Below are 25,652 nucleotides of genomic sequence, written 5' to 3'. Positions count from 1 at the left end.
ATCAGCCCGCCCGGTACCCTGGTGGGTACGGGTCAGGTGAGCGCAGGCTCCGCCTGGGGTACGTCCATGTCGATACCGTCGAGCAACGAGTCTCCGTGGTGCTGGACTGCGGCGGCCAGCGCGTCGTTCTCGGACTGAATCCGTACGAGCTCGGACTCAAGATCCTGGACGCGCTGCTGGAGCCGTCGCATCTCGGAGAGAAGTCGCGGGTCGGAACCGCCGACGTAACCGAGAAGCGCCTTTGCCATGATGGATGGTCCTCCACACTGAGTGACCGACCGAAGAGTGGTGGGTCGTAGGGGGAATCGCACCCGCGGAACTCGGCAGCCTCTGTCTTCGTGCTGTTTCTCTGTGTTTCGCGCTGCCGAGCAGCTGAGGTGCGCGGGGCTTCCAGAGTCTCACCAAAAAGTTTGACGGTCAACACGATCACACCCCGTATCGATGGGCATACCCGGGGGCGCACGCCGGACGATGTCCGGTGCGGCTCTCCTGCGGGGCCCAGGGGGCGTGGAGATCATTCCTCCTGCGGCAGCCTGGCACGGAGAGCGCTTCTTGGCAACCACCAGGCATTTTCTGCCCGTCACCCAGGCCGGTGGCAGATCGATCCGGGGCTGCGGCCGCCGCCGGGACGGTCGCCTCAGCGGATCTCGAAGCTCTGGTAGATCCGGCGCGGAGTGTCCCAGATCTCAGTGACACCATCGACACGGCCGGGTGTGTCGGACGACCTCAGCCACTCCAGGAGACGTCCGCATCCCTCGCGCGGCCCCTCGGCGACGACCTGCACCCTGCCGTCCTCCAGATTGAGGGCGAATCCGGTGAGCCCGCCGATCCGCAGCGCGTTCGCCCTGGTGAACCAGCGGAACCCGACGCCCTGGACCTTGCCGCGCACCCAGGCGGTGAGCCGTACATCTTCGTTCATGTCTGCACGCTAACCGGCCAATTGCACAGGCAGCACTTCGCCCCCATGCCCCATCGGCTACAGTCCGGGGCCAATGAGCTTCACCTGGACGGGTGAAGGCACGCCGACGCCGAGTACGAGGAAAGGCACCGCGCATGGGACGCCACAGTCGCTCCGCCGCCGGACCCGCCGCCGTTGACGACCCGGCCGCCCCCGGGAGCCGGAGACGGAACGGGGCCCATGGCAAGGGCCGGGGCATCACCCCTGTGCGCACCGGGCTGCTGGGGGTGTCGGCCGCCGTCGCGGTCGGCGCCGTGGCGATGACCTCGGGACTACTGCCCGGCGGAAGCACCTACACCGTGGGCGGGCCGGGCGGCAGCGACCAGGTCCGCGCCGACGGCATACCTGACCTCCAGACCCAGGGCGGCTCATCGGCCACCCCCGCATCCGGCACCCCGTCCACACCCTCCGCCCCGGCCGCCACCCGCGCACACGCCCCATCGGCCTCGCCCTCCCCGCACACGCCGAAGGCCTCCGCCGTGCCGTCGCAGCGGAAGAAGAGCAGCCCCGCCGCGCACAGCGGGCCGCCCAGCCCGCCCGCCTCCCGCACGGCTGCGGCCCCCGCGGCGCCCCGGCACCTGGAGTCGGCCCGCACCAAAGCGGCCACCAGCACCGAGAGCGCGGCCGCCGCGAAGGTGCTCAGCCTGGTCAATCAGGAGCGGGCCCAGGCCGGTTGCCGGCCGGTGCAGGCCGACGCGTCCCTCGCCTCGCTGGCCGGGGCCTTCAGCGACGAGATGGCGTCGCGGGGGTTCTTCGACCACACCGACCCCGACGGAGCGACCCCGTGGGACCGGGCGGACAAGGCGGGCGTGAAGGGTCTCGGCGGCGAGAACATCGCGCGGGGCCAGGCCGACGCCGCTGCCGTGATGAACTCCTGGATGAACAGCCCGGGTCACCGCGCGAACATACTGAACTGCGACTTCACCACGCTCGGCGTCGGTGTGCACTTCGGTGCGGGCGGCCCCTGGTGGACGCAGGACTTCGGGTACTGAGCGCCCGGCCACCCGGACGGTCACGCGGCCGGGCACCCCGCTGAGCGTCCCCCTCCGGGTGCCCGCCGGTCAGGCGCGCGAGCCCGCGGGCGGACGCTGGCAGCGCGGGCAGAAGTAGCTGGACCGGTTCATCCAGGGGCGGCGGCGCATGGGGGTCCCGCAGCGGTGGCACGGCTCGTCCTCGCGCCCGTAGGCGTCGAGCGACCGGTCGAAGTAGCCGGATTCGCCGTTCACGTTGACGTACAGGCTGTCGAAGCTGGTGCCACCGGCCGCGAGCGCCTGGTTCATGACGTCCCTGACGTGGCCCAGCAGCTCCGCGGTGCGGGGACGGGTGAGCGTGGCGGTGGGCCGCTCGTAGTGGAGCCGCGTGCGCCAGAGCGCCTCGTCCGCGTAGATGTTGCCGACCCCGCTGATCAGCGACTGGTCGAGCAGGGCGCGCTTGACGGTGGTACGGCGCAGCCGCAGCGCCGCGTGGAAGGCGCCGTCGTCGAACTTCTCGTCCAGCGGGTCGCGGGCGATGTGCGCGATGACGTCGGGCAGCCCGTCCGGGGTGTTGGCGTGCAGCGAGAGCCCGCCGAAGGTCCGCTGGTCCACGAAGCGCAGCTCGGTGCCCCCGATGTCGTCGAACCGGATACGGATCCGCAGATGCTTCTCGTCGGCCGCGCTCTCGGGCTGGACCAGGAGCTGCCCGCTCATGCCGAGATGGCCGAGGACCGAGTACGCGGCCCCGCCCCCAGGCTCAGCCGCGTCTCCGGGGCCGGCCGGCCCGCCGGGGGTGTCCGCCAGCGGCAGCCAGAGGTACTTCCCCCGGCGGCGGGCCACACCGAATCTGCGACCGCGCAGGGACGCGGCGAAGTCCTCGCCGCCCGCCGTGTGACGGCGTACCGCGCGGGGGTGCAGCACCTGCACATCGGCGACGGTACGGCCGGCGACCCAGCGTTCCAGTCCTCGCCGGACGACTTCGACCTCGGGCAACTCGGGCACGCTGCTCCTCAGGAGTGGCTCACCTGTGAACGGTGAGGGCCGGTGAAAGGGCTGTTCGGGGGGCGGCCACCAGCGGGAGTACCGGTGTGGTCGCCATGAAAAGAACCGCCCGCCCCCCGGAGGGGACGGGCGGGGAAAGAACCGGCGTCAGGCCGAGGCCGTGCCGGCGGCCGGAGCCGAAGAGGTGTCGGCGTCCTCTTCGTGGGCGGCGGGGGCGGTCTCGGCCGCCACCGCGCGCTCCTCCGCTGCGGCGCTGATCGCGCGCCACGCGGACTCCGCCGCCTGCTGTTCCGCTTCCTTCTTGCTGCGGCCGGTGCCGGTGCCGTACGAGACACCACCGACGCGAGCGGCAGCGGTGAAGGTCTTCTCGTGGTCCGGACCGGTCTCACTGACCAGATACTCCGGGACCCCGAGGCCTTCGCTCGCGGTGAGTTCCTGGAGGCTGGTCTTCCAGTCCAGGCCCGCACCGAGGTTGGAGGACAGCTCGATAAGGGGGTCGAAGAGCCGGTGTACCAGCTCGGACGCCGCTTCGAGGCCCTGATCGAGATAGACGGCGCCGATCACCGCTTCCAGGGTGTCGGCGAGAATGGACGCCTTGTCCCGCCCGCCCGTGCCTTCTTCGCCCCGGCCGAGCCGGATGAAGAGACCGAGTTCGAGCCCACGGCTCACCCCTGCGAGCGCACGCGAGTTGACCACCGCCGCCCGGAGCTTGGCCAGCTGGCCCTCCGGGAGATCGGGGTGGGTGCGATAGAGCGTGTCCGTGACCACCAGGCCGAGCACGGAGTCCCCGAGGAACTCCAGCCGCTCGTTGGTGGGCAGACCGCCGTTCTCGTACGCGTACGAACGATGGGTCAGCGCACGCACCAGAAGGGCGGACTCGAGTGTGTACCCGAGCCGCCCTTCCAGAAGCGTGTGGGACGAGGCATTGTCCGTCTTGTTGACGTCAGACATTGCGCCTCTCACCAGCCGCTCAGACCTCGAGGACCTGGCGCTTGTTGTAGGTGCCGCAGCTCGGGCACGCGATGTGCTGGAGCTTCGGCTCCTGGCAGCGCTCGCACGCAACCAGGGTGGGGACCGCAGCCTTCCACTGCGACCGGCGGTGGCGCGTGTTGCTGCGCGACATCTTCCGCTTCGGAACAGCCACGGCTACTTCTCCTGCTTCTCGTCGACGCCAGGTTCGGCGCCGTCAACGTTGTCCTTCTCGTCGACCTGGCCGGTCCCGACGAGTCCCTGCAGCGCCGCCCAACGTGCGTCGACGGCGTCATGGTGGTGGCCGGGTTCGTCGTCGAGCCTGATTCCGCATTCGGAACACAGGCCGGCGCAATCCTCCCGGCACACCGGCTGCATCGGCAGTGCGAGCACCACCGCATCACGCAGCACGGGTTCGAGGTCGAACAAGCCGTCCTCAAGGGGGGTGATTTCCTCGTCCTCTTCGTCGGCGTCAGCCGGGTCCGCCTTCTTGCTGCGGCCCCTGTCGTCGGCTTCGGGGTACGAGAACATCTCCTGGAAATCCGCTTCGAGCTCTCGCTGCAGCGGCTCCAGACACCTTACGCACTCCCCCTTGGCGGACGAACGGGCGGTGCCTGTGACAAGCACCCCGTCCATGACCGACTCAAGGCGGAGCTGCAGTTCTACGGGAGTGCCTTCCGGCACTCCGATGACCCCTTCGATGCCGAGGTCACCGGGGGCTGCGATCGAGCGGGTAAGCCGCTGGAGCGCACCGGGACGCCGACCCAGCTCGTGTGTGTCGAACACGAGGGGGTTGCGGTGGTCGAGGCGGGCGTTCAGGGCTCTTCCTGCTTTCGGATCGCTGAAGAATGGAGAGTGAGGCGCCGCCACGTCGGGAACGTCCGGAGACCATCGGAACGGGCAGCACGGATCGCGGAGGTACGGGCGACCGAAGAGCCAGGATACTGGACCGGCCGCCGTAGACCCAATCGGCCCCCGCGGAGCTCCGGGGCCCCGGCCCTAGCGCCCCTGCTCGTACTCGCGCAGCTGATCCAGATTGATCATGCTGGTGTCGAAGAGGCTGGTCTCGTCGAGGGCGCCCTGCTGCTGGGGGTGGGGCGGCTGGTGCGGCTGCTGGACCTGGTCGGGTCCCGGGTAGCCGTAGCCGTCCTGCGCCTGGGGCTGCTGCTGGTACGCGTACGGGTCGTGCTGGTACGCGTACTGCTGCTGCTGATAGGCGTACGGGTCCTGGGGCTGGTGCTGGTAGCCGTACGGGTCGTACACCTGCTGGACCGGAACCTCCGGGACGTCCGCGGGGAACAGCGGCGCCTCCTCGGGCGGCAGCTGCGCCGCCATCGGGGCGGGGGCCTGCGCGGGCGGCTGGACGGCCACCGGGGCCTGGGGCTCGGCCAGGTCCGAGAGGAAGTCGGCGTCGCTGCTGTGCCTGCGGCCCATCTCGTCCTGCTCGGCCATGTGCACACCGAGCTCGTCGGACGCGACCCGGCCGTGCAGCTTCTGCCGGCCGCGCCCCACCGCTTCGAGGGTCTTGGCCATGACGGCCTCGAAGGCACCGAGCTTGGTGTCGACGTACTCGTCGGCGCGCATCCGCAGGGTCTCGGGGTCCTGGCTGCGCTCCGGGGCCTCCGGGTCCTCGTAGCCCTGGTCGTCCAGGCCCGGGCCGCGGCCCAGCAGCTTCTCGCGGCCCCGGTCGACGGAGCCGATGGTCTTGGTGAGGACGACCTCGAAGTTCGCCAGTTTCGAGTCGACGTAGTCGTCGGCCTCGGCGCGGATCTCCTCGGCCTCCCGCCGGGCCTCCGCGAGCACACGGTCGGCCTCGTCCTGGGACTGCCGGGCGACCTCGGTGTCGGAGATGAGCGAACCGCGCTGGGCGTGCGCCGCCTCGATGATCCGCTCGGCCTCGTCGCGGGCCTGCTCGACCAGCTGCTCACGGCCACCGATCAGCTCCTCGGCCTGCGCCAGGGAGCCCGGCAGGGCCTCGCGCACCTCCTGGAGCATCGCCAGCAGTTCGGCGCGGTTGACCACGCAGGAGGCCGACATGGGCATGGACCTGGCACTGCCGACCGTTCCGACGATCTCGTCGAGCTTCTTCTGCACGTCCACCGTGTGCGCCACCTGTTCTTCCGGCCTGGAGACGGACGGGGACGACTGTACGGCCAGTCGGCTCCCGTACGACACCTGGTGACGGGTCGTCAGTTCGCCTTCCGGCCGCCGCCCGGCCGTCAGCCGGCGTCCCGCTTCTCGCCGAGCCGCTGCGTCAGGGCGTCGCGCACCAGCGGAGGCAGCAGGTGCGAGACGTCCCCGCCCCAGGTCGCGACCTCCTTGACCAGGCTGGACGAGAGGAAGCTGTAGGTCGGGTTGGTGGGGACGAACAGCGTCTCGACACCCGAGAGCCCGTTGTTCATCTGGGCCATCTGCAGCTCGTAGTCGAAGTCACTGACCGCCCGGAGGCCCTTCACGATGGCCGGGATGTCGCGCTGCTTGCAGAAGTCGACGAGGAGGCCGTGGAACGACTCGACCTCGACGTTCCCGAAGTCGGCCGTGACCTGGCGGATCAGCTCCATCCGCTCCTCGACGGAGAAGAGTCCGTGCTTCGACTGGTTGATCATCACCGCCACATGCACCACGTCGTACAGCCTGGAGGCACGGGCGATGATGTCGAGGTGTCCATTGGTGATGGGGTCGAATGACCCCGGACAGACGGCGCGGCGCAACTGAACTCCCTCGCTCCCGGGTCCGGTCATCGTGCGTCTTCGCACGTAGAGGCGGCGCGACCGTACCAAAGCGTGGCCTCGCCGTACCGGCGGGCCCGCAGCGGCCCGAATCCCTCGGGCCACTTGAACTCTCCGCCTCTTGTGCTCCGTTCCACCGTGACGAGGGCATCGCCCGTGAGCCACCCCTGGGCGCGGAGTGTGAGGAGGATCTCGCGAAGATCGTCATCGGTGACCGCGTACGGCGGATCGAGGAACACCACGTCGTACGGGTCGCCGGGCGCCGGGCCCGTGACGATCTGCTCCGCTTTGCCGGCCCGTACCTCCGCACCGGGGAGACCGAGCGTACGGACGTTGTCGCGGACCGTGGCCACCGCCCGCGGGTCCGCCTCGACGAGCAGCGCGTGGGCCGCGCCGCGGGAGAGCGCCTCAAGGCCGACCGCTCCCGAGCCGGTGTACAGATCGGCGATCCGGATCCCTCCGAGGGTGCCGAGGAGCGACTCCCAGGTGGAGAAGAGCCCTTCACGCGCACGGTCGGATGTGGGGCGGGTGCCGTTGCCCGGCGGTACGGCGAGGCGGCGCCCGCCGGCCGTACCGGCGATCACGCGGGTCATCTCAGTCCTTCTCGGTGGGCGGAGTCTCGGTGGGCGGGGTCCGTCCTGGCCGGCCCCCTGCTCCCGGCCAGTGTCTCAGCCCTTGTCGAGATAGCGCTCGCGCTCCTGGTCGAGGAGGGCGTCCAGGGCGGTGCGCAGCGCGGGCAGCCGGGTGAGCTCCGGGTCGGCGGCGACGACCTGGGCTGCCTCCTCGCGGGCCGCGGCGATGACCTCCTCGTCCTCGATGACGGCGAGCATCCGCAGCGAGGACCGCACACCGGACTGGGCCTGACCCAGGACGTCGCCCTCGCGGCGCTGTTCGAGGTCGATGCGGGACAGCTCGAAACCGTCCAGGGTGGCGGCCACCGCACCGAGCCTGGCGCGCGCGGGACCTGCCTCGTGGGCCTCGCTCACCAGGAGGCAGAGGCCTGCTGCCGAGCCGCGGCCCACCCGCCCGCGGAGCTGGTGCAGCTGCGATACGCCGAACCGGTCGGCGTCCATGATCACCATGACGGTGGCATTGGGCACGTTGACCCCGACCTCGATGACGGTCGTCGCGACCAGCACGTCCACCTCGCCCGCCGCGAAACGGCGCATGACGTCGTCCTTGTCGTCCGGCGCCATCCGCCCGTGCAGCAGCTCGATGCGCAGCCCACGGAGAGGGCCCTTCCTGAGCTGTTCGGCGATCTCGACCACGGCGACCGGCGGCCGCTTGTCCCCCTCGGCCTCCGCCGCCGCCGCTTCATCGGATGCGGGCTTGCGCTTCTTCGGTTCGTCGTCGCCGTCCCCGATGCGGGGGCACACCACGTAGGCCTGGTGGCCGTTCTCCGCCTCCTCACGGACCCGCTCCCAGGCCCGGGCCAGGAAGTGCGGCTTGTCCTTGGCAGGTACGACATGGGTGGCGATGGGCGAACGGCCCGCGGGGAGCTGGTCGAGGACGGAGGTCTCCAGGTCCCCGAAGACGGTCATGGCGACCGTCCGGGGGATGGGCGTGGCCGTCATGACCAGCAGGTGGGGCGGCTGTTTCCCCTTGCTGCGCAGGGCGTCGCGCTGCTCCACACCGAAGCGGTGCTGTTCGTCGACGACGACCAGGCCGAGGTCGTGGAACTGAACCTTGTCCTCGATCAGCGCATGCGTGCCGATGACGAGCCCGGCCTCACCGGTGACCAGGTCGAGCAGGGCCCTGCGACGGGCTGCCACCCCCATGGAACCGGTCAGCAGCACGACCTTGGTGGCCTGCTCGCCGCCGCCGAGCGTGCCACCGTCGGCCAGCTCGCCCATCATCTCGGTGATGGAGCGGTGGTGCTGCTGGGCGAGCACTTCGGTGGGAGCCAGCATCGCGGCCTGACCGCCCGCGTCGACGACGGCGAGCATCGCGCGCAGCGCCACCATGGTCTTGCCCGAGCCGACCTCTCCCTGGAGCAGCCGGTGCATCGGGTGCTCGGTGGCCAGCCCGGCGAAGATCTCGCCGGTGACCTTCTGCTGTCCTTCGGTGAGGGTGAAGGGCAGCCCGGCGTCGAAGGTGTCGAGCAGCCCTCCCGCCACGGGCTTCCTCGCCACCGCGGGCAGCTGGGTCTCGGCGTACCGGCGTCTGGCCAGCGCGACCTGGAGGACGAAGGCCTCGTCCCACTTGAGCCGGGACCGCGCGACCGCGACGTCGTCCTTCGTCTGCGGGCGGTGGACCTTCTGCAGGGCGTCGGGGAGCGTGGTCAGCCCGCGTCCGTCGCGCAGCGCGGGCGGGAGCGGGTCAGCGGCCTCCCGCGCTGTGGGCAGTACGGCGTCGACCGCCTTGGCGATCTTCCAGGACTCCAGCCCCTTGCAGGCCGGATAGATGGGGATCAGCTGGTTCGCCCAGGCCTCGACGGCGCCCGCGTCGGTGTCGGCGTCCAGCAGTTCGTACGTGGGGTGGGCGAGCTGCAGCCGCTGGTTGAACGCGGAGACCTTGCCCGCGAACATCGCGCGGCGGCCGGGGAGCAGCTCCTTGTGCGGCTTGTGGATGCCCTTGCCGAAGAAGACGAGCTGCAGACGTCCGCTGCCGTCGGTGATGTTCACCTCCAGGCGTCTGCCCCTGCCCTGGTTGAAGGTGAGCACACGGGCGTCGGCGACCTGCGCGAAGACGGTGACGTGCTCGTCCAGGGGCAGCTCGGTGAGCCGGGTGAGCTCACCGCGCTCCGCGTATCTGCGCGGGTAGTGGTGCAGGAGGTCGCCGACCGTGTGCAGGTCGAGGTGGTCGGCCATCACCTTGGCGGTGGGGGCGCCGAGCGTGTTCTTGAGAGGTTCATCGAGCGCGGGCACGCGGTCCATTGCACACCATGGGTCCGACACCGGGGGTATTTCCCCCTCCTGGTCCCGTGAGACGCCCCGCGCCCTGTCCTGGGGCCCTCCCGCGGCCCGGTCGCGTGCCCCGGCCCGGGCGGGACCGCTACTCGACGCCGATGAGCAGCGGTGCCGACTGCCGGCCGCCGTCGTAGACCACGGTGTCGACGGCCAGGTGCGACCCGCGTACGAATCCCTCCAGCCGGTCGGCGACGGACACCGGCACCCCGTCCCCAAGGACCAGCGTCACCAGTTCACCGCCGGCCGAGAGCATCCGGTGCAGCACCGTCTCAGCCGTGCCTGCCAGGTCGGTGCCGATCACCGCCACGTCGCCGTCGATCAGGCCCAGCACGTCGCCGGCCTGGCAGATACCGGCCGATGTCCAGGACTGCCGTTCGGCGACGGCCAGTTCGGCGTAGCGGGTGGCGCCCGCCGCCGCGGTCATCGCGACGACGTCCTCGTCGAACCGGCGCTCCGGCTCGTGCACGGCCAGTGCCGCGACGCCCTGGACGGCCGCCCTGGTGGGGACGAGAGCCACCCGTACGCCCTCCGCCCTGGCCTGTTCCGCGGCCGCCGCCGCCGTGTGGCGCAGTTCGGCGCCGTTGGGCAGCAGCACCACCTCGCGGGCGTGTGCACGCCGGATCGCGTCGACGAGTTCGCCGCTCGCCGGCGGCTCACCGGGCCGGGCGATGACGGTGGTGGCGCCGGCCTCCCGGCACAGGGCCGCGAGCCCTTCGCCGGGGACGACCGCGACCACCGCACGCTGTACCTGCTCGGGTGCCGGGGTACCGGCCGCGCCGAAGTGGGTGATGCGGATCCGGTACGGGCGCCCGGCGTCGACTCCGGCCTCCACGGCTGCCCCCGCGTCGTCCACATGGACATGGACGTTCCAGAGGCCGTCGCCGCCGACGACGACCAGGGATTCGCCGAGCGCGTCCAGCCGGGTGCGGAGCCGGGTCACGGCGTCGTCGGCGGCTTCCAGGAGGTAGATCACCTCGAAGGCGGGGCCGCCGCCGGCCGGGCAGTCATCGGTGAAGTGCGGGGGCAGCACGGTGGGGGCCCGCCGCCGCCCGACGGCCGGGGTCTCACCGGAGAACGCCCCGGCCAGCGCGGCGAGTACGTCCACCAGGCCCCGGCCGCCCGCGTCCACGACGCCCGCGCGGCCGAGTACGGCCAGCTGTCCCGGGGTCGCGTCCAGCGCGGTCCTGGCGCCCTCGTGCGCGGCGCGCGCCACCGCCGTACAACCGTGGCCGCCGGCCCGGACGGCGGCCTCGGCGGCCTCGGCCGCGGCGGTCGCGACGGTCAGGACCGTGCCCTCCACGGGGTGTGCGACCGCCTGGTACGCCGATTCGGCCGCCCGGCGAAGGGCCCCGCTCAGCAGTTCCGCGTGATCATCGTCACCCGGCGGGGCCGCGAGCACCTCGGCCATGCCGCGCAGCAGCTGGGCCAGGATCGTTCCCGAGTTGCCGCGGGCCCCGATGAGCGCGCCGTGCGCCATCGCCCGTACCGCGTCCGCCAGCGCGGGGACCGAGCCCCCGGCTGTTCCCCCGGTGGCGGCCACGGTCCCGTGTGCGACGAAGACCGCTTCGACCGCCTGGGCCGCGGATTCCACCGTCAGATAGAGGTTGGTCCCGGTGTCCCCGTCGGCGACCGGATAGACGTTGATCGCGTCGATCTCCTCGCGGTCCCTGCCCAGGGCCTCAAGCGCCAGTGAGCACCAGGTGCGGACCACGACGGCATCCATCTCGTCGGGCGGCTGCGGCACCTGAAGCCTCCTTGAGCAGCGGGGTTGAACCGCAGGGTAGCCCTCGGCCGGGAAGGGGGAGGAGAGCACGGACCGGGAAGGGGGCGGTGCCAACCATGGTAGTTTCGTTCCACCGGCGCAGTCGTTGTATGCTGCTTCGGTTGCCCGATGAGAATCGGGCCATTCCTCCGGTACCGCCACTTCAGTCAATGATTCCGGCGCGCCGGATTTCACTGTAAGTGCACCTGAAGTCTTTGGAGTGACCCGTGGCTGCCAACTGCGACGTCTGCGGCAAGGGGCCGGGCTTCGGCAACAACATTTCGCACTCGCACCGCCGTACTCCGCGTCGCTGGAATCCCAACATCCAGCGCGTGCGTGCAGTGGTCGGTCGGACGCCGAAGCGGCTCAACGTCTGCACCTCGTGCATCAAGGCCGGCAAGGTCTCGCGCTAATTCGAGGTTGCTCCCCGCCTGTGCGGGGATGACCCCGCCGACGTTTCGTCGTAGCGCAGCCCCTTGCGGTTGCCTTGAAAAGCCGGTCCACCTCGGTGGACCGGCTTTTTCGCGTTCCCGTACAGCGGTGGCGCCGGCCCGGTGGGCTCAGCCGCTCACCGGCGCAGCCGCCAGCCGTGGTCCACGGGACCGATCCCCGAGCCCAGCGAGAATCCGGCCGCGATGGCACCCGTGACGTACTCCTTGGCGGCGGCCACCGCGTCGGGCACGGCCAGGCCGTGGGCCAGCTGCGCGGCGATCGCCGAGGCCAGCGTGCAGCCGGTGCCGTGGGTATGGCGGTTGTCGAGGCGGGGCGCCCGCAGCCAGTGCTCCTCGCTGCCGTCGGTGAGCAGATCCACCGCGTCACCCGCGAGATGGCCGCCCTTGACCAGCACCCACTCCGGCCCGTGCGCGAGGACGGCGGCCGCGGCACGCGGCAGATCGGCCTCCTTCTCCACCCGTACCCCGGTGAGCTGGGCCACCTCGTCCAGATTGGGGGTGGCGACGGTGGCTGTCGGCAGCAGCAGCCTGCGTACGGAGTCGAGCGCGGATGCGGCGAGCAGCGGATCGCCGTGCTTGGAGACCCCCACCGGGTCGACGACCACGGGGGCGCCGGTGCCGGCCAGCAGCCCGGCCACCGTCTCCACCAGCTCAGCCGACGACAGCATCCCGGTCTTCACCGCGTCGGCGCCGATGTCGTCCACGACGGCGCGGTACTGGGCGCGTACCGCTTCGGCGGGCAGCTCCCACGCGCCGTGCACGCCCTGTGAGTTCTGGGCGGTGACCGCGGTGAGCACGCTCATGCCGTGCACTCCGAGTGCCAGCATCGTCTTCAGGTCGGCCTGGATGCCCGCGCCGCCGCCGGAGTCCGAGCCGGCGACGGTCAGGACCAGCGGTGGCGCCGTCATGAGGGGTCCTCCCCGAAGTGGTCCCAGCCGCCCTTGCTGGTCCACGGCGCCCCGTCGACCGTCACATGGGGCAGCGCGGAGGGGTTGACCACCTCGCCGATCACCTTCCAGCGCGCGGGGAGTTTCACGTCGGGCGGGAAGGTCGCCACGATCGCGTGGTCCTCTCCCCCGGTGAGCACCCACTGGAGCGGGTCCACACCGACGGCCTGGCCGATGTCGCTCATCTGTGTCGGGATGTCGATGAGTCCGGCCCGCAGATCGATACGGACCTTGCTGGCCTCGGCGATGTGCCCGAGGTCGGCCACCAGGCCGTCGCTCACGTCGGTCATCGCGGTGGCGCCGAGACCGGCGGCCGCGGGGCCCGCGTGGTACGGGGGTTCGGGGCGCCGGTGCGCCTCCACGAAGGCACGGGGCGAGCGGAAGCCGCGCGAGAGCACGGCGAACCCCGCGGCGGACCAGCCGAGCCATCCGGTGACGGCCACGACGTCACCGGGCCTGGCGCCGGACCTGGTGACCGGTTCGTGGTTGCGCAGATCGCCGAGCGCGGTGATCGCGACGGTGATCGTCTCTCCCCTTACGACGTCGCCGCCGACGACGGCGGCCCCGGCGACCTGGCACTCGTCACGGATGCCGTCCATGAGTTCGGTGGGCCAGGTGACCGGGAGCTCGGCGGGTACGACGAGCCCCAGGAGTATCGCGGTCGGGACCGCGCCCATGGCCGCGATGTCCGCGAGGTTCTGCGCCGCCGCCTTGCGGCCCACGTCGTAAGCGGTGGACCAGTCGCGCCGGAAGTGCCGCCCCTCCAGCAGGATGTCCGTACTCGCCACGACCCGCCGGTCGGGAGCGGCCACGACCGCGGCGTCATCGCCCGGCCCCAGCCGTACCGCCGGTGTCGTCGTGAGCCGGGAGGTGAGCTCTCTGATCAGCCCGAACTCCCCGAGCTCCCCCACAGTGCCCTTCATCGCCCGTCGCCTCTCCTCGTGATCCGGACCTCGTGTCCGGGCTGTCCGCCGCCGCGCCCGTCAGGCAGGATGCCCCGTATGCCCCGGTCCGCTTGCGGTCGCGGGCCGCCCCTGCCATCGGTACCGTCAATCAGGTACGTCAACTCTGTATCCCATACGCCCCGGACGCGTGCGACTGCCGGGTGCGCGGGTCTCCCCGCCGCCCGGAGCGACGCGATACCGTGGCGTCCCTTTCTCTCCCCCACATGATCCTCGTGGCCGCCTTGGAGGTTCCGTGGTACAGGCGTACATCCTCATCCAGACCGAAGTGGGCAAGGCGACAGCCGTGGCCGAGCTCGTCGGGAGACTTCCCGGAGTGATCCAGGCCGAGGACGTGACCGGTCCGTACGACGTGGTCGTGCGCGCACAGGCCGACACCGTCGATGAACTCGGCCGCATGGTGGTCGCCAAAGTCCAGCAAGTGGACGGCATCACCCGCACCCTGACCTGCCCGGTCGTCAACCTGTAGCCCCCTCTACGCTGAGCCGGTGAAGACCGATCGCCACCGGCTCCTGTCCCTTTCCGCCGCCGCCCTGCTGCTGACAGCCGCGGGCTGTTCCGCGACGGACGACAGCACGTCCGTCGCGGTTCCCGAGCCGCCCGCGGCCCAGGTCACGCTGTGCAGGGCACTCGACAAGGAGCTGCCGAAGACCGTCGCGGGGCTGACCCGCGGCGATCCGGCACCGAAGTCCGAACTGACCGCCGCGTGGGGTGATGCGGCGATCGTACTGCGCTGCGGTGTCCCGAGGCCTGCGGAGATGGACGACTCCCAGGCCAAGGCCGTGGACGCGAACGGGGTCAACTGGCTGCTCGAACAGCGGGACAGCGGTCCCCGGTTCACGACCACGTACCGCAAGGCCTACGTCGAGGTGGCTCTGGGGCCGAAGTACGCCCACGACGTCACCCCGCTCTCGGACTTCGCGGGAGCCATCAGGAAGACGGACCCCTCCAGCCTCTGAGGACCGGCCGGGGCACCGTCTCAGCGCAGCCCCGTCGACCGGTTGAGCGCGGCCTGGATCAGCCGGTCCACCAGCTCCGGGTAGCCGACGCCGCTCTCCTGCCACATCCGCGGGTACATCGAGATCGGTGTGAACCCCGGCATGGTGTTGATCTCGTTGATGACGAACCCGCCGTCCTCGGTGAGGAAGAAGTCGGCGCGTACCAGCCCCTCGCAGGACACCGCGTCGAACGCCTCGACCGCGAGCCGCTGCACCTCGGCGGTCTCCTCGGCCGTGAGCGGTGCGGGCACCATGCCCTCCGCCGACTCACCGGGGATGTACTTGGCTTCGAAGTCGTAGAAGTCGTGGGAGGTGACCGGCGGGATCTCGGCGGGCACGCTGGCCCGCGGCCCGTCCGCGAACTCCAGCACACCGCACTCGATCTCACGGCCGCGCAGCAGCGCCTCGACCAGCACCTTGGGGTCGTGGCGCCTGGCCTCCTCGACGGCGTCGTCAAGACCGGCCAGGGAGTCGACCTTGGTGATGCCCATCGACGAACCGCCGCGCGCGGGCTTGATGAACAGCGGCCAGCCGTGCTCCCCGGCGAAGTCCACGATCTTCTTGCGGGCTGCGGCCGGGTCCCGGCTCCACTCGCGGGGACGGATCACCTCGTACGGGCCGACCGGCAGCCCGCAGGAGAGGAACACCCGCTTCATGTACTCCTTGTCCTGGCCGACGGCGGACGCGAGGACGCCCGCGCCGACGTAGGGCACTCCGGAGAGTTCGAGCAGCCCCTGCAGGGTGCCGTCCTCGCCGTAGGGACCGTGCAGCATCGGGAAGACCACGTCGACGTCGCCCAGCGCCTTGGGCACCGCGCCCGGCTCGCTGTAGACGACTTCGCGGTTTCCCGGGTCGACGGAGAGCACCACGGCGCCCTCGGCACCTTCGGCGATCGCGGCCACCGACGGGAGGGTGCGGTCGGTGATGGCCATCCGCTCGGGATCGTCCGCGGTCAGCGCCCAGCGGCCGTCCGTGGTGATACCGATGGGCAGTACGTCGTACTTCGTCCGGTCGATGGCGCGCAGGACGGCGCCCGCTGTGACCACCGAGATGGCGTGTTCGGAGCTGCGCCCGCCGAAGACAACCGCCACACGCGGCTTACGACGCTGCTGCTCAGGGCTCTGGGATGAGTTCTCGCTGCTCATATCGCGTTGAGAGTACCTGCTGGTACGTATCGAGTCAGCGTCGCTCGGCCTTGGCGCTGCGGGACATCAGTTCCTTCAGCGCAACGACCGGGGCCTTCCCGTGGTGGACGATGTCCACAACGGTTTCCGTGATGGGCATTTCGACGCCGTGACGCCGGGCCAGATCGGCCACCGACTCACAGGACTTGACGCCCTCGGCCGTCTGGCTGGTGGCCTCGATGGTCTCCTGGAGCGTCATGCCCCGGCCGAGGTTGGTGCCGAAGGTGTGGTTGCGGGAGAGCGGTGACGAGCAGGTGGCCACCAGGTCGCCGAGGCCCGCGAGTCCCGAGAACGTCAGCGGGTCCGCGCCCATCGCCAGGCCCAGACGGGTGGTCTCGGCGAGTCCGCGGGTGATCAGCGAACCCTTGGCGTTGTCCCCGAGCCCCATGCCGTCGGCGATCCCGACCGCGAGGCCGATCACGTTCTTGACGGCGCCGCCCAGCTCGCAGCCGACGACGTCGGTGTTGGTGTAGGGGCGGAAGTACGCGGTGTGGCAGGCGGCCTGGAGCCGCTGGGCCACCGTTTCGTCCCGGCAGGCGACGACGGCGGCAGCGGGCATCCGGCCGGCGATCTCCCGGGCCAGGTTGGGTCCGGTGAGTACGGCGACGCGCTCCGCGGGGACCTTGCCGACCTCTTCGATGACCTCGCTCATCCGCTTGGCCGTGCCGAGTTCGACTCCCTTCATCAGCGAGACGAGGACGGTGCCCGGGTGCAGCAGCCCGGTCCAGTCGGCCAGGTTGGCGCGCAGCGTCTGCGAGGGCACGGCGAGCACCGTGAACTCCGCGTCCCGGGCGGCCTCGGCGGGGTCGGCGGTGGCCCGCACCGACGCCGGGAGTTCGATCCCCGGCAGATAGTCCGGGTTGGTGCGGGTGGTGTTGATGGCGTCGGCGAGAGCGGCACGGCGGCCCCAGAGGGCCACCTCGCACCCCGCGTCGGCGAGGACCATGGCGAAAGCCGTGCCCCAGGATCCGTTGCCGAAGACGGCTGCTCGCGTCACTTGGTGCCCTCTCCTGCGGCCTTGCGGCGCTCTGCGGCGCGGGCCTTGCGGTGGTCGTACGGTTCAGCGGGGGCCTGCTCGCCGCGCAGCTCCTCCAACAGGGCGGTGACGGCGGCCATGATGACCTCTGTCGCCTCCCTCAGGACTTCCGGCGTCGGGTCCAGGCCGTAGAACCGCGCGAGGTCCACCGGCGGTCCCGCCTTGACCTGAAGGGTCTTCCGCGGGAAGAAGTGAATTTTCTTCCCGCTGGCGTACGGAGGCATCGCCAGGTTGGCGCCCCACTGGGCCACCGGGACGACCGGCGCCTTGGTGAGCAGAGCCGCACGCGCGACCCCGCTCTTGGCGGTCATCGGCCACTGCCCCGGATCCCGGGTGAGGGTGCCTTCTGGGTAGAAGGCGACGCACTGGCCCTTCTCCACGGCCGCCACGGCGGCCCGGAAGGCACCGAAGGCGTTGGAGGACTCGCGGTAGACGGGGATCTGACCGGTGCCGCGCAGCAGTATTCCGACGACGGGCACCTTGAAGAGCGCGGCCTTGGCGAGGAACCGGGGCACCTTGCCCGTGTTGTACTGGAAGTGGCCGTACGAGAACATGTCCAGATATGAGTTGTGATTGACGGCGGTGATAAATCCGCCATCATCCGGAATGTGCTCCATTCCGCTCCAGTCCCGCTTGAACAGAACCAGCAGCGGCGGTTTAGCAATGACCGCCGCCAGGCGGTACCAGAAGCCGATTCTGCGGCGGGACACTCGGACACCTTCCTCTTGAACCTCAACGCTGCCTGGCCACCGACCGTCACGTCTCGCCCCAGGCCCCTGCTCTGTCGAGAACACCGTACGCCCGGCCCGGCCCGCCCGGTATCGCGGGCTCGGGCCACAATGGGGCCGATGCCGAACATGGATCGGACCGCCAACTGGTCCCTGGTCGTACCTCTGAAGCCCTTGGCGCTGGCGAAGAGCAGACTCGCGCCGGCGGCGTCCGACGCGGTGCGCCCCGGGCTCGCCCTGGCGTTCGCACAGGACACCGTGGCGGCGGCGCTGGCCTGTTCCGCGGTGCGGGATGTGGCCGTCGTCACCAGCGACGCGCTGGCCGCCGCCGAACTCGCCGCCCTGGGTGCCCGGATTGTGCCGGATACGGCGGCGGGCGGGCTGAACCCCGCGCTGGCACACGGCGCGCGCGCCGTCCGCGCGCTCCGCCCGGGGGCCGCCGTGGCGGCCCTGAACGCCGACCTCCCCGCGCTGCGCCCTGCGGAATTGCGGCGGGTGCTCGAACGGGCGGCGGAATTTCCCCGTGCATTTCTGACGGATGCCGCCGGAATCGGCACGACTTTGCTCACCGCCCGGGCGGATACGGAATTGCGGCCGGCATTCGGCGGGCTGTCGCGTGCGAGACATACCGCGTCGGGTGCGGTGGAAATACTGCTCGGGGGCGTCGGATCGGTCCGCCAGGACGTGGACACGGGCGACGATCTGCTGGCGGCGGCCGCACTGGGCCTCGGTCCGTACACGGCCCGCCGGTACGCCGCACTCACCGCGGAGAAGGGGCCTGGCGCCCCTTCCGCCGGCCGGACGGATTCCGGGGCCGGACCCCGCTCACCGGCCGGGCCGGCGGCCTGACCCGGTCCGGGGAAGCCCTCCCGGGAAGCCCGTAAGCTGCGCACATGCAGGCGACCGCGTACACGTACGACCCCGAGACCCGCAGCGGCAGTGTGCTGCTCGACGACGGCACCCCGGTGGATTTCGGCGCCGGGGCGTTCGACGCGGGGGGACTGCGGCTGCTGCGCGCCGGGCAGCGCGTACGGATCGAGACGGCGGACGACGGCGGGAGCGGCGCCCCGCGCATCACACTGGTGACGCTCCAGACCTTCTGACGCCGGGCCACCGCATGCCCGGTCGGCCACCTGCCCCCCTGCCCCCGCCGGGTCCGCGCCGCCAGGGGCCGGGCCCGGGGGCCCGGAACGCACCGCGGGCCGGACTCCCCAGGGGGAGTCCGGCCCGACGCGTGGGTGGCCCTGCCGCTTACTTCTTCCGGGCAGTGGCCTTCTTGGCGGTGGTCTTGCGCGCCGTGGTCTTCTTGGCGGGAGCCTTCTTCGCCACGGCCTTCTTCGCGGGCGCCGTCTTCTTCGCGGTCGCCTTCTTGGCCGTGGTGGCCTTCTTCGCCGGGGCCGCCGACTTCGCGGCCGTCTTCTTGGCGGTGGTGGCCTTCTTCGCGGGGGTGGCCTTCTTGGCCGCCACCGTCTTCTTCGCAGCGGTCTTCGCCGTCGTGGCCTTCTTCGCGGCCGTCTTCTTGGCGGCGGTGGCCTTCTTGGCCGCGGCCTTCTTGACGGTCGTACGGGTGGAAGAACCGCCCGAGAGGCTGCCCTTGGGCGCCTTCTTCACGGCCACGTCGTTCTTCGGGAGCTTCTTCGAGCCGCTGACGAGGTCCTTGAAGCCCTGTCCCGCGCGGAAGCGCGGCACCGAGGTCTTCTTGACCCGTACGCGCTCACCCGTCTGCGGGTTGCGGGCGTAACGGGCCGGCCTGTCGACCTTCTCGAACGAGCCGAAGCCGGTGACCGACACGCGGTCCCCGCCGACAACTGCGCGGACGATCGCGTCCAGTACGGCGTCGACAGCGTCTGCGGCCTGCTGGCGGCCACCGACCTTGTCGGCAATGGCCTCTACGAGCTGCGCCTTGTTCACGTCTTCCCCTTCGGAGACATTGCCCGAACGAAACTGTTCAGGCTTTTTCGCACGTTAGGCAGATATATACCGCAAATCAAACACGAAACGGTCTAATCACCCTTGTGCCGCAACGAACTCAACCGTCACGGAGATCCACCAAGGGAGTTGCCATCGGGGAATCGACCCTCGTCGAGGTCCTTCATCAGCCGGTCCAGCCGCGTTGCTGCATCGGTGAGATCGTGCTTCGCTGCGGCCGTGATGACCAACAGCTTCCGGGACAGCGCCATCCTTACGCCCTCCGGGACTTGCAGTTCACGCACCCTTGCGTGCGCTTCTTTCATTTGTTCGGCGACTTCCGCGTAAAGCTTGAGTTGGTTGTCGCGTTCCATGCGCCGATTGTGCCATCTGGGGCGAGTTGTCGCCCGGCGGGGGCTCAACAAGCGACTGCGCCCCCTGCCGGACGGCAGAGGGCGCAGTGCTGAAAACGTGCTGCTCAGACCTTAATTGTGCGCGGCTTGAAGGCAGGACGGGCCGCCTCGTAAGCCGTGATGTCCGCTTCGTTCTGAAGGGTGAGGCTGATGTCGTCCAGACCGTTCAGCAGCCGCCAGCGGGCGTTCTCGTCGAGCTCGAAGTCGGCGGTGATGCCCTCGGCGAGGACCTGCCGGCCCTCCAGGTCCACGGTGACTTCGGCCGACGGGTCGGCCTCCGTCAGCTTCCAGATGGCATCGACGACCGTCTGGTCGAGAACCACGGTCAGGAGGCCGTTCTTCAGCGAGTTCCCGCGGAAGATATCGGCGAACCGGGACGAGATGACGGCCTTGAAGCCGAAGTTCTGCAGGGCCCACACCGCGTGCTCGCGGGAGGAGCCCGTACCGAAGTCGGGGCCCGCCACCAGCACCGATGCGCCCGCGTGCTCGGGGCGGTTGAGTACGAACCCGGGGTCCTTGCGCCAGGCCTCGAAGAGCCCGTCCTCGAACCCGTCGCGGGTGACCTTCTTCAGCCAGTGGGCCGGGATGATCTGGTCGGTGTCGACGTTGCCGCGGCGCAGCGGGACGACCCGGCCGGTGTGCTTGGTGAAAGCTTCCATGGAAATCAGGCCTCCACGAGGGTCGGGGCGTCGGACAGGTCGGCGGGGGAGGCCAGATGACCCAGCACCGCGGTGGCCGCGGCCACCTGCGGGGAGACCAGGTGGGTGCGACCGCCCTTGCCCTGCCTGCCCTCGAAGTTGCGGTTGGAGGTGGAGGCACAGCGCTCGCCGGGGGCGAGCTGGTCGGGGTTCATACCCAGGCACATCGAGCAACCCGCGTGCCGCCATTCGGCGCCCGCCTCGGTGAAGACCTTGTCCAGACCCTCCTCGACGGCCTGCAGGGCGACCCGTACGGAGCCGGGAACGACGAGCATCCGCAGGCCGTCGGCGATGCTGCGGCCCTTCAGCAGGGCGGCCGCGCTGCGGAGGTCCTCGATGCGGCCGTTGGTGCAGGAGCCCACGAACACCGTGTCGACCGTGATGTCGCGCAGCGGCTGGCCCGCGGTCAACCCCATGTATTCCAGGGCCTTTTCGGCGGCCAGACGCTCCGAGGCGTCGTCGTACGAAGCCGGGTCGGGGACGCTGGCGGAAAGCGGTGCACCCTGGCCCGGGTTGGTGCCCCAGGTGACGAACGGGGCCAGCTCGGCGGCGTCGATGAGCACCTCGGCGTCGAATACCGCGTCGTCGTCGGTGCGCAGGGTCTTCCAGTACTCGACCGCGGCGTCCCACTCCGCGCCCTGCGGGGCGTGGTCGCGGCCCTTCAGGTAGTCGAAGGTGGTCTGGTCGGGGGCGATCATGCCCGCCCGCGCGCCGGCCTCGATCGACATGTTGCAGATGGTCATGCGGGCTTCCATCGAGAGCTTCTCGATGGCGGAGCCGCGGTACTCCAGGATGTAGCCCTGGCCGCCGCCGGTGCCGATACGGGCGATGATCGCCAGGATCAGGTCCTTGGCCGTGACCGCGTCGGGCAGTTCGCCCTCCACCGTGATGGCCATGGTCATGGGACGGGCCAGCGGCAGGGTCTGGGTCGCCAGCACGTGCTCGACCTGGGATGTGCCGATGCCGAAGGCCAGCGCGCCGAAGGCGCCGTGCGTGGATGTGTGGCTGTCGCCGCAGACCACTGTGGTGCCCGGCTGGGTCAGCCCCAGCTGGGGGCCGACGACATGGACGACACCCTGCTCGACGTCGCCCAGCGGGTGCAGCCGCACGCCGAAGTCCGCGCAGTTCTTGCGCAGGGTCTCCAGCTGGACGCGGGAAACCGGGTCCGCGATCGGCTTGTCGATGTCGAGGGTCGGGGTGTTGTGGTCCTCGGTGGCGATGGTGAGGTCGAGGCGCCGCACCGGCCGGCCGTTCTGGCGCAGGCCGTCGAACGCCTGCGGGCTCGTCACCTCGTGCAGCAGGTGCAGATCGATGAAGAGAAGGTCGGGCTCGCCTTCGGCGCGCCTGACGACATGGTCGTCCCAGACCTTCTCCGCGAGTGTCCTACCCATCGCTTTCCCTCCGGCCGGCGTCTTCACCGGCCCAACTAGAAATCGGGCGTCTCCGTCCGGACCCCCGTACCGGGCGGGCAACTGCGAGCCGTTGTACGGCCGCCCCTACAGGTTGGCAAGTTCCCTGGAAAATTGAACTTGCGTTTCACAGAGTGAGACGCGAGTATCGTTGCATGGACAACTCTAGCGGCGTCGGCGTACTCGACAAGGCAGCTCTGGTATTGAGTGCTCTGGAGTCCGGCCCGGCCACCCTCGCCGGGCTGGTCGCGGCGACCGGGCTCGCACGGCCCACGGCACACCGGCTTGCCGTGGCACTGGAACACCACCGGCTGGTGGCGCGGGACATGCAGGGCCGGTTCATACTCGGCCCCCGGCTGTCGGAGCTGGCGGCGGCAGCGGGCGAGGACCGCCTGCTCGCCACGGCCGGCCCCGTGCTGACACATCTGCGCGATGTCACGGGCGAGAGCGCCCAGCTCTACCGCCGCCAGGGAGACATGCGCATCTGCGTGGCGGCCGCCGAGCGCCTCTCCGGACTGCGGGACACCGTCCCGGTCGGCTCCACCCTCACCATGAAGGCCGGCTCGTCGGCGCAGATCCTGATGGGCTGGGAGGAGCCCGAGCGGCTGCACCGCGGCCTCCAGGGTGCCCGGTTCACCGCGACGGCGCTCTCCGGCGTACGGCGCAGGGGCTGGGCCCAGTCGATCGGCGAGCGCGAGCCCGGCGTGGCCTCGGTCTCCGCCCCGGTGCGCGGCCCCTCCAACAGGGTGGTCGCCGCCGTCTCCGTCTCGGGCCCGATCGAACGGCTCACCCGTCACCCGGGCCGGATGCACGCCCAGGCCGTCATCGATGCGGCCGGACGGCTCTCCGAGGCCCTGCGCCGCACCGGCTGAGACCTGCCCCCGTGACCCCAGCGGGCTGCCCCAGCGTCGTGGCGGCCCGGCCCGAATCCCGGTCAGTCCGTTCCTGGCCGCGTCCGGGCACCGGAGCGGTGCGCGAGCCGGTCGGCCGCCGAGCGCCCGCGCCCCTCGACCGGGAGCACTCCGGTCGCCGCCGCCAGACCGCGGACGGGCATATCGGCGTAGATGGCCTCGTACGAGCCCTCCGGCACGATGTACGTCTCGTGCCAGAGCCCCACATGCCCCCGGGATTTCCGCTCCTTGCGGTTGAGCGTGGCCCACGCTGTGCGGTGGAACATGTCGGGAGCCGCCGCGTAGGCGTAGAGCTTCTCCTTCGACTCCCAGTACTGGACGACGTAGTACGTACGCGGTGAGCCGGTCAGGAGGGTGTGGGCGAGCAGCCCCCGGCTCCGGTCCCGGCCCAGCTCCCTGAGCATGCGCAGCATCGCCATGAAGACCGGCAGCCAGTGGTGCACCCCCCGGAAGTGGTTGATGCGCATCCCGATCAGCAGGACGACCACATCTCCTTCGGCAGCTGCGGTCGTCCGGCCCCGGACCGGTTTCGCGAACATGCCGTACCCCCCTTCGCCGTACGGGACGGCTTGTTGGATAGCGTCACTATCCAATGGGATAGTGGCACCGCCCGTGGGGCGGCGCAAGAGAGGGCACCAGGAATGCGGCTGTCGGAACTGAGCGAGCAGAGCGGCGTCCCGGTCGCGACGATCAAGTACTACCTGCGCGAGCGGCTCCTGCCGCCCGGCCACCGGGTCAGCGCGACCCGGGCCGACTACGACGGGACCCATCTGCGCCGGCTGCGGCTGGTGCGAGCCCTGATCCAGGTCGGGCGGCTCCCGGTGGCGACGGCACGGGAGGTGCTGGACCACGTCGACGACGACTCCCTGGGCCGCACGATCCGGCTGGGTGCCGCCCTCTGGTCGCTGCCGCACGGCCCCGATCCGGACGACGGGGCTCCGGAGACGGCCGCCGCGCGCCGGGAGGTCGACCGGCTCCTCGACCGGCTGGGCTGGACCAGCGTGCGGGAGACCGGGGAGCTCTCCCCCGTCCACCGCTCCCTCGTCGCGGCGGTGGCCACCCTGCTGCGGCTCGGGTACCCGTACGAGGACGGCTATCTGTTGCAGCAGGGCCGGCTGATGTACCAAGTGGCCGTGCAGGACCTGGACATGATGGAGACGTACCCGTCGGAGACGGAGCAGGTGGAGTCCGCGGTCGTGGCCACTGTGCTCTACGAGCCGCTGCTGTCCTCGCTGCACAGGCTGGCCCAGGAGGAGGAGTCGGCCCGGCGCTACGGGCTCTGAGAGAACGGGAGTTGGCGCGGCCCCGGCCGGTCGCGCAAAGCGGCCCCCGGCCGGTCGCGCAAAAAGGCCCCCGGCCGGTCGCGCAAAAAGGCCCCTCACCTGAGTGAAGGACCTTCCCTGTCTTGTACCCCCGACCGGATTCGAACCGGCGCTACTGCCGTGAGAGGGCAGCGTGCTAGGCCGCTACACAACGGGGGCCTGTACAACAGGTGTTGCGCTGGGCTACCAGGACTCGAACCTAGAATGACGGTACCAGAAACCGTTGTGTTGCCAATTACACCATAGCCCATGGTGGAGTACCCCCGACCGGATTCGAACCGGCGCTACTGCCGTGAGAGGGCAGCGTGCTAGGCCGCTACACAACGGGGGCCCTAGCGATCCTGCATCAAGTTCATCGGGTGCGACCCTGATGGACTCACGGGAAGGATCTGTACCCCCGACCGGATTCGAACCGGCGCTACTGCCGTGAGAGGGCAGCGTGCTAGGCCGCTACACAACGGGGGCTTGTACTGCAAGGTGAGTTACTGCTGATCTTGCGCTGGGCTACCAGGACTCGAACCTAGAATGACGGTACCAGAAACCGTTGTGTTGCCAATTACACCATAGCCCAAAGAAACGCAACCCCTGAGGGTCTTGTTCTTCTCGCGCTGTCCGCTCCGGCCTTCCGGCCCGTCTCGGGCGGCGCAAGAAGAACATTACCCGAAGGTGGACGGCGCTCCAAAACGGGTATCGCCCCGCAGCAGCCCGGGAAGCTGGTCCAGCGCGGTGATCCGGTCGAGCTCGGGCCGCCCGCCCAGGCCGGCCCGGTCCAGCCAGACCGCGCTGAGCCCGGCCGCGAGCGCCCCCGCGGCGTCGGTGTCCGGATGATCTCCCACGTACAGCACATCGGACGGATCGAGCCGAAGGGCCTCGCAGGCGGCGTGGAAGGCGCCGGCCGCGGGCTTGGCCACTCCCAGGTCGGCCGCGCAGACAAGCACCTCGAACCGGTCCCGTACGCCGAGGGCGCGCAGCTTGCGGTCCTGGTTGCGGACGGCCGAGTTCGAGAGGACGCCGTGGCGGTAGCCGCCCGCCAGTGCGTCGAGCGCCGGGACGGCGTCCGGGAAGAGCGCCCAGGCGGCCTCGTAGTGCGCCAGGTGCCGGGCGAACCAGGCGTCGGCCTCCTGGTCGGTCAGCGCCGTGCCGGTGAAGGAGCGGACCCGTTCGCGGCTCTGGCCCTGCCAGTCGGTCTCCCCCGCCGCGAATCTCGCCCAGTGCAGATCGGTGATCTGCCGCCAGCGCGCGAGGGCCTGCCCGACGGAGGTGTATCCGTCGGGCAGGCCCTCGGCCCGCAGATGCTCCCGCATCCCCGTGCGGTCCGCCCGGGTGTAGTCGAAGATCGTGTCGTCGATGTCCCAGAGGACCGCACGGATCGTCATGCGGT

At 70.6% G+C, this 25,652-nt stretch carries 30 protein-coding genes and 5 tRNA genes; 8 read left to right on the top strand and 27 right to left on the bottom strand.

The genetic code is table 11. The annotated features are described in order from the left end of the window. Positions 1–32: 32 nt before the first annotated feature. Positions 33–248, bottom strand: coding sequence for a hypothetical protein (locus OG917_RS25110; RefSeq protein ID WP_164267867.1), 216 nt, complete (start codon positions 246–248; stop codon positions 33–35). A 389-nt stretch (positions 249–637) separates the two neighbouring features. Beyond that, the gene (locus tag OG917_RS25105) at positions 638–919 is read right to left on the bottom strand and encodes an acylphosphatase (RefSeq protein ID WP_328319863.1); all 282 of its coding nucleotides are present in this window, start codon (positions 917–919) and stop codon (positions 638–640) included. A 134-nt stretch (positions 920–1,053) separates the two neighbouring features. Between OG917_RS25105 and OG917_RS25100 the strand changes: the two genes are divergently transcribed. Beyond that, complete coding sequence (locus OG917_RS25100; protein WP_328319862.1) at positions 1,054–1,950, top strand: CAP domain-containing protein; 897 nt, start codon at positions 1,054–1,056, stop codon at positions 1,948–1,950. Between the two features lie 69 nt (positions 1,951–2,019). Here the strand turns inward: OG917_RS25100 and mutM are convergent, their stop codons facing one another. The 9 genes from mutM to OG917_RS25055 all read right to left on the bottom strand — a co-directional run bounded on the left by mutM (position 2,020) and on the right by OG917_RS25055 (position 11,285). Then, positions 2,020–2,934, bottom strand: a complete 915-nt coding sequence (mutM, locus tag OG917_RS25095; protein WP_328319861.1) for a bifunctional DNA-formamidopyrimidine glycosylase/DNA-(apurinic or apyrimidinic site) lyase — start codon at positions 2,932–2,934, stop codon at positions 2,020–2,022. A gap of 147 nt (positions 2,935–3,081) precedes the next feature. Then, positions 3,082–3,885: a ribonuclease III gene (rnc, locus tag OG917_RS25090; protein ID WP_328319860.1), complete on the bottom strand. Its 804-nt coding sequence runs from the start codon at positions 3,883–3,885 to the stop codon at positions 3,082–3,084. A 19-nt stretch (positions 3,886–3,904) separates the two neighbouring features. Further along, positions 3,905–4,078 carry a 50S ribosomal protein L32 gene (gene rpmF, locus OG917_RS25085; protein WP_030753522.1) on the bottom strand — a complete coding sequence of 58 codons (174 nt, stop codon included), beginning with the start codon at positions 4,076–4,078 and terminating at the stop codon, positions 3,905–3,907. A 2-nt stretch (positions 4,079–4,080) separates the two neighbouring features. Next, positions 4,081–4,773, bottom strand: coding sequence for a YceD family protein (locus OG917_RS25080; protein WP_328319859.1), 693 nt, complete (start codon positions 4,771–4,773; stop codon positions 4,081–4,083). Between the two features lie 129 nt (positions 4,774–4,902). Further along, positions 4,903–6,003 (bottom strand): cell division initiation protein, encoded by a 1,101-nt coding sequence (locus tag OG917_RS25075; RefSeq protein WP_328322166.1) that lies wholly within the window; start codon positions 6,001–6,003, stop codon positions 4,903–4,905. Positions 6,004–6,122: 119 nt separating this feature from the next. Then, positions 6,123–6,614: a pantetheine-phosphate adenylyltransferase gene (coaD, locus tag OG917_RS25070; RefSeq protein WP_328322164.1), complete on the bottom strand. Its 492-nt coding sequence runs from the start codon at positions 6,612–6,614 to the stop codon at positions 6,123–6,125. Positions 6,615–6,640: 26 nt separating this feature from the next. After that, positions 6,641–7,225, bottom strand: a complete 585-nt coding sequence (gene rsmD / locus OG917_RS25065) for a 16S rRNA (guanine(966)-N(2))-methyltransferase RsmD (protein ID WP_328319857.1) — start codon at positions 7,223–7,225, stop codon at positions 6,641–6,643. Positions 7,226–7,300: 75 nt separating this feature from the next. After that, the gene (gene recG / locus OG917_RS25060) at positions 7,301–9,508 is read right to left on the bottom strand and encodes an ATP-dependent DNA helicase RecG (RefSeq protein ID WP_328319856.1); all 2,208 of its coding nucleotides are present in this window, start codon (positions 9,506–9,508) and stop codon (positions 7,301–7,303) included. Positions 9,509–9,626: 118 nt separating this feature from the next. Next, the gene (locus OG917_RS25055) at positions 9,627–11,285 is read right to left on the bottom strand and encodes a DAK2 domain-containing protein (protein WP_328319855.1); all 1,659 of its coding nucleotides are present in this window, start codon (positions 11,283–11,285) and stop codon (positions 9,627–9,629) included. Between the two features lie 245 nt (positions 11,286–11,530). Here OG917_RS25055 and rpmB point away from each other — a divergent pair, with 245 nt between their 5' ends. Beyond that, the gene (gene rpmB / locus OG917_RS25050) at positions 11,531–11,716 is read left to right on the top strand and encodes a 50S ribosomal protein L28 (RefSeq protein WP_015036441.1); all 186 of its coding nucleotides are present in this window, start codon (positions 11,531–11,533) and stop codon (positions 11,714–11,716) included. A gap of 155 nt (positions 11,717–11,871) precedes the next feature. Here rpmB and thiD read toward each other — a convergent pair whose 3' ends face one another. Beyond that, positions 11,872–12,663, bottom strand: coding sequence for a bifunctional hydroxymethylpyrimidine kinase/phosphomethylpyrimidine kinase (thiD, locus tag OG917_RS25045; RefSeq protein ID WP_328319854.1), 792 nt, complete (start codon positions 12,661–12,663; stop codon positions 11,872–11,874). Further along, entirely contained in the window at positions 12,660–13,625 is a 966-nt protein-coding gene (locus tag OG917_RS25040) for a thiamine-phosphate kinase (protein ID WP_328319853.1), read from the bottom strand. The genes thiD and OG917_RS25040 overlap by 4 nt, the downstream gene beginning before the upstream one ends. Before the next feature lie 274 nt (positions 13,626–13,899). Between OG917_RS25040 and OG917_RS25035 the strand changes: the two genes are divergently transcribed. Both OG917_RS25035 and OG917_RS25030 read left to right on the top strand, forming a co-directional pair. After that, positions 13,900–14,133, top strand: coding sequence for an Lrp/AsnC family transcriptional regulator (locus OG917_RS25035; RefSeq protein ID WP_328319852.1), 234 nt, complete (start codon positions 13,900–13,902; stop codon positions 14,131–14,133). Between the two features lie 19 nt (positions 14,134–14,152). Next, entirely contained in the window at positions 14,153–14,623 is a 471-nt protein-coding gene (locus OG917_RS25030; RefSeq protein ID WP_328319851.1) for a DUF3515 domain-containing protein, read from the top strand. 20 nt (positions 14,624–14,643) lie between these two features. Here OG917_RS25030 and OG917_RS25025 read toward each other — a convergent pair whose 3' ends face one another. From OG917_RS25025 to OG917_RS25015, 3 genes are read right to left on the bottom strand one after another with little or no spacing between them, the layout of a single operon-like run. Then, positions 14,644–15,807 (bottom strand): D-alanine--D-alanine ligase family protein, encoded by a 1,164-nt coding sequence (locus tag OG917_RS25025; RefSeq protein WP_328319850.1) that lies wholly within the window; start codon positions 15,805–15,807, stop codon positions 14,644–14,646. Between the two features lie 34 nt (positions 15,808–15,841). Then, positions 15,842–16,843 carry an NAD(P)H-dependent glycerol-3-phosphate dehydrogenase gene (locus tag OG917_RS25020; protein WP_328319849.1) on the bottom strand — a complete coding sequence of 334 codons (1,002 nt, stop codon included), beginning with the start codon at positions 16,841–16,843 and terminating at the stop codon, positions 15,842–15,844. Then, positions 16,840–17,592, bottom strand: a complete 753-nt coding sequence (locus tag OG917_RS25015; protein WP_328319848.1) for a lysophospholipid acyltransferase family protein — start codon at positions 17,590–17,592, stop codon at positions 16,840–16,842. Before OG917_RS25015 ends, OG917_RS25020 begins: the two co-directional genes overlap by 4 nt. A gap of 138 nt (positions 17,593–17,730) precedes the next feature. Here OG917_RS25015 and cofC point away from each other — a divergent pair, with 138 nt between their 5' ends. Together cofC and OG917_RS25005 are read left to right on the top strand one after the other, a co-directional pair. Next, entirely contained in the window at positions 17,731–18,459 is a 729-nt protein-coding gene (cofC, locus tag OG917_RS25010) for a 2-phospho-L-lactate guanylyltransferase (RefSeq protein WP_328319847.1), read from the top strand. A 44-nt stretch (positions 18,460–18,503) separates the two neighbouring features. Further along, on the top strand, positions 18,504–18,713 hold the full coding sequence (locus OG917_RS25005; protein WP_328319846.1) for a hypothetical protein: 210 nt from the start codon (positions 18,504–18,506) through the stop codon (positions 18,711–18,713). A gap of 148 nt (positions 18,714–18,861) precedes the next feature. Here the strand turns inward: OG917_RS25005 and OG917_RS25000 are convergent, their stop codons facing one another. The 4 genes from OG917_RS25000 to leuC form a co-directional block, all read right to left on the bottom strand. Next, a complete protein-coding gene (locus tag OG917_RS25000; RefSeq protein ID WP_328319845.1) occupies positions 18,862–19,521 on the bottom strand; it encodes an HU family DNA-binding protein in 660 nt (219 codons plus the stop codon). Positions 19,522–19,646: 125 nt separating this feature from the next. Continuing rightward, positions 19,647–19,892: a hypothetical protein gene (locus OG917_RS24995; protein ID WP_266852593.1), complete on the bottom strand. Its 246-nt coding sequence runs from the start codon at positions 19,890–19,892 to the stop codon at positions 19,647–19,649. A 104-nt stretch (positions 19,893–19,996) separates the two neighbouring features. Beyond that, positions 19,997–20,590: a 3-isopropylmalate dehydratase small subunit gene (leuD, locus tag OG917_RS24990; RefSeq protein WP_328319844.1), complete on the bottom strand. Its 594-nt coding sequence runs from the start codon at positions 20,588–20,590 to the stop codon at positions 19,997–19,999. Between the two features lie 5 nt (positions 20,591–20,595). Then, a complete protein-coding gene (gene leuC / locus OG917_RS24985) occupies positions 20,596–22,020 on the bottom strand; it encodes a 3-isopropylmalate dehydratase large subunit (protein ID WP_328319843.1) in 1,425 nt (474 codons plus the stop codon). A 173-nt stretch (positions 22,021–22,193) separates the two neighbouring features. On the opposite strand from leuC, the gene ndgR reads away from it, so the two are divergent. Then, positions 22,194–22,910, top strand: coding sequence for an IclR family transcriptional regulator NdgR (gene ndgR, locus OG917_RS24980; protein ID WP_250297589.1), 717 nt, complete (start codon positions 22,194–22,196; stop codon positions 22,908–22,910). 62 nt (positions 22,911–22,972) lie between these two features. On the opposite strand, the gene OG917_RS24975 is transcribed toward ndgR, so the two are convergent. Beyond that, a complete protein-coding gene (locus tag OG917_RS24975) occupies positions 22,973–23,488 on the bottom strand; it encodes a DUF4188 domain-containing protein (RefSeq protein WP_328319842.1) in 516 nt (171 codons plus the stop codon). 102 nt (positions 23,489–23,590) lie between these two features. Here OG917_RS24975 and OG917_RS24970 point away from each other — a divergent pair, with 102 nt between their 5' ends. Further along, on the top strand, positions 23,591–24,232 hold the full coding sequence (locus tag OG917_RS24970) for a MerR family transcriptional regulator (protein ID WP_328319841.1): 642 nt from the start codon (positions 23,591–23,593) through the stop codon (positions 24,230–24,232). Between the two features lie 125 nt (positions 24,233–24,357). Here the strand turns inward: OG917_RS24970 and OG917_RS24965 are convergent. The 6 genes from OG917_RS24965 to OG917_RS24940 all read right to left on the bottom strand — a co-directional run bounded on the left by OG917_RS24965 (position 24,358) and on the right by OG917_RS24940 (position 25,647). Then, positions 24,358–24,430, bottom strand: a tRNA-Glu gene (locus OG917_RS24965). Between the two features lie 19 nt (positions 24,431–24,449). Beyond that, a tRNA-Gln gene (locus OG917_RS24960) sits at positions 24,450–24,521 on the bottom strand. Between the two features lie 8 nt (positions 24,522–24,529). Then, a tRNA-Glu gene (locus tag OG917_RS24955) sits at positions 24,530–24,602 on the bottom strand. A gap of 61 nt (positions 24,603–24,663) precedes the next feature. Continuing rightward, a tRNA-Glu gene (locus tag OG917_RS24950) sits at positions 24,664–24,736 on the bottom strand. A gap of 34 nt (positions 24,737–24,770) precedes the next feature. After that, positions 24,771–24,842, bottom strand: a tRNA-Gln gene (locus OG917_RS24945). Positions 24,843–24,927: 85 nt separating this feature from the next. Continuing rightward, positions 24,928–25,647 carry an HAD family hydrolase gene (locus OG917_RS24940; RefSeq protein WP_328319840.1) on the bottom strand — a complete coding sequence of 240 codons (720 nt, stop codon included), beginning with the start codon at positions 25,645–25,647 and terminating at the stop codon, positions 24,928–24,930. Positions 25,648–25,652: the final 5 nt, after the last annotated feature.

The sequence above is a fragment of the Streptomyces sp. NBC_00388 genome (assembly GCF_036061255.1).
Classification (GTDB): domain Bacteria; phylum Actinomycetota; class Actinomycetes; order Streptomycetales; family Streptomycetaceae; genus Streptomyces.
Note: the sequence above shows the minus strand (reverse complement) of the source record. Positions and strands in the feature narration are given on the sequence as shown.

Excerpts from the sequence above, each read along its gene's own strand:
- leuC (WP_328319843.1), bottom strand. The coding sequence starts at position 22,020 with ATGGGTAGGACACTCGCGGAGAAGGTCTGGGACGACCATGTCGTCAGG.
- recG (WP_328319856.1), bottom strand. The coding sequence starts at position 9,508 with ATGGACCGCGTGCCCGCGCTCGATGAACCTCTCAAGAACACGCTCGGC.
- OG917_RS25040 (WP_328319853.1), bottom strand. The coding sequence starts at position 13,625 with ATGAAGGGCACTGTGGGGGAGCTCGGGGAGTTCGGGCTGATCAGAGAG.
- OG917_RS25005 (WP_328319846.1), top strand. The coding sequence starts at position 18,504 with ATGCAGGCGACCGCGTACACGTACGACCCCGAGACCCGCAGCGGCAGT.
- OG917_RS25110 (WP_164267867.1), bottom strand. The coding sequence starts at position 248 with ATGGCAAAGGCGCTTCTCGGTTACGTCGGCGGTTCCGACCCGCGACTT.
- thiD (WP_328319854.1), bottom strand. The coding sequence starts at position 12,663 with ATGACGGCGCCACCGCTGGTCCTGACCGTCGCCGGCTCGGACTCCGGC.
- OG917_RS25105 (WP_328319863.1), bottom strand. The coding sequence starts at position 919 with ATGAACGAAGATGTACGGCTCACCGCCTGGGTGCGCGGCAAGGTCCAG.
- OG917_RS25100 (WP_328319862.1), top strand. The coding sequence starts at position 1,054 with ATGGGACGCCACAGTCGCTCCGCCGCCGGACCCGCCGCCGTTGACGAC.
- cofC (WP_328319847.1), top strand. The coding sequence starts at position 17,731 with ATGCCGAACATGGATCGGACCGCCAACTGGTCCCTGGTCGTACCTCTG.
- OG917_RS24970 (WP_328319841.1), top strand. The coding sequence starts at position 23,591 with ATGCGGCTGTCGGAACTGAGCGAGCAGAGCGGCGTCCCGGTCGCGACG.
- rnc (WP_328319860.1), bottom strand. The coding sequence starts at position 3,885 with ATGTCTGACGTCAACAAGACGGACAATGCCTCGTCCCACACGCTTCTG.
- leuD (WP_328319844.1), bottom strand. The coding sequence starts at position 20,590 with ATGGAAGCTTTCACCAAGCACACCGGCCGGGTCGTCCCGCTGCGCCGC.
- OG917_RS24940 (WP_328319840.1), bottom strand. The coding sequence starts at position 25,647 with ATGACGATCCGTGCGGTCCTCTGGGACATCGACGACACGATCTTCGAC.
- OG917_RS24975 (WP_328319842.1), bottom strand. The coding sequence starts at position 23,488 with ATGTTCGCGAAACCGGTCCGGGGCCGGACGACCGCAGCTGCCGAAGGA.
- rsmD (WP_328319857.1), bottom strand. The coding sequence starts at position 7,225 with ATGACCCGCGTGATCGCCGGTACGGCCGGCGGGCGCCGCCTCGCCGTA.
- OG917_RS24995 (WP_266852593.1), bottom strand. The coding sequence starts at position 19,892 with ATGGAACGCGACAACCAACTCAAGCTTTACGCGGAAGTCGCCGAACAA.
- OG917_RS25025 (WP_328319850.1), bottom strand. The coding sequence starts at position 15,807 with ATGAGCAGCGAGAACTCATCCCAGAGCCCTGAGCAGCAGCGTCGTAAG.
- ndgR (WP_250297589.1), top strand. The coding sequence starts at position 22,194 with ATGGACAACTCTAGCGGCGTCGGCGTACTCGACAAGGCAGCTCTGGTA.